At 67.7% G+C, this 1,358-nt stretch carries 1 protein-coding gene; it reads left to right on the forward strand.

Translation table 11 applies throughout. The features are described 5' to 3' along the window. Positions 1 to 1,185: IS4 family transposase (locus ABZ826_RS39365; protein ID WP_361459409.1), on the forward strand; the 1,185-nt coding region annotated here is incomplete at its 5' end. Between the last annotated feature and the right edge of the window lie 173 nt (positions 1,186 to 1,358).

The raw sequence follows: 1,358 nt of genomic DNA on the forward strand, positions 1-1,358 counted from the left end.
TCTTCTGATGTCCGGTTGTCGGATTTGGTGTCTGTGGGGTTGCTGACTCGGGTGTTTCCCGCGGATGTGGTTGACGCGGTGATCGAGGAGGCGGGACGCACTGAGCGGCGTCACCGGTCGTTGCCCGCACGGGTGATGGCGTACTTCTCGATCGGGATGGCGCTGTATGCGGATGGCTCCTACGAGGATGTGTTCGCGCAGCTCACGGATGGGCTGTCGTGGGCGTCGGGATGGTCGGAGTCGTTCGCGCCTCCCTCGAAGTCGGCGATCTTCCAGGCCAGGTCTCGTCTGGGGTTCGAGCCGGTGCGGGACCTGTTCGCGCGGGTCGCGCGTCCGCTGGCGGGGCCGGACACGCCGGGGTCGTGGCTGGCCGGGCGTCGTCTGGTGGCGATCGACGGGACGTGCCTGGACGTGGCGGACACGGCAGCCAACGCGGAGTTCTTCGGGCGGCCCGCTTCCAGCCGGGGGGAGCGGGCCGCGTTCCCGCAGGCCCGCCTGGTGGCGTTGGCGGAATGCGGCACCCATGCGGTCTTCGACGCTGTCACCGGCCCGTGCAGCGTGTCGGAGATCGAGTTGTCCCGGCAGCTCGTTGGGCGACTCGAGCCGGGCCAACTGGTCCTGGCCGACCGGGGCTTCTACGGGTACCGCCTCTGGCGGCAGGCCGCTGCCACGGGCGCGGATCTGCTCTGGCGCGTGAAGACGAACCTGCGGCCCCGGTATCTGGAAACCCTGGCCGATGGATCCTGGCTGGCCCGGATCGTCCCGACATCGGGCCCGAACCGGGCCACGACGGATCCACTCACGGTCAGAGTGATCGACTACACGATCGATGACGGCCGGGACAACCCCGAGGAATACCGGCTGCTGACCACGATCCTGGACCCGGTCGAGGCCGGCGCCGAGGACCTCGCAGCCGTCTACGCCCAGCGGTGGGAGATCGAGACCACCTTCGACGAACTGAAAACCCACCAGCGCGGCCCCCGCGCGGTACTGCGCTCGAAAGCCCCCGAGCTTGTCCAGCAAGAAATCTGGGGACACCTGTGCTGCCACTACGCCATCCGCACCCTGATGGCCGACACTGCCGCACGTGCCGGTCACGACCCCGACAGAGCCTCCTTCGTCAAGGCCCTCCGCATCGCTCGCCGCTCAGTCGCGCAGAGCGCATTTTCCCCCTCCGAACGCTGACACGGCCGACGCGATCTGGTCTCACGCCATCCGATGGCTCACCCAACACCTCAACCCACCCCGCCGAAAGCGCTCACACCCGCGAGTCGTCAAACGCAAGATCCTGAAATGGGCAGCGAAACGCTCCCACCACACACACTGGCCCCAACCCAAACACAGCCCCCACATCACCA

The organism is Streptomyces sp. NPDC047515 (assembly GCF_040643055.1).
GTDB lineage: Bacteria > Actinomycetota > Actinomycetes > Streptomycetales > Streptomycetaceae > Streptomyces.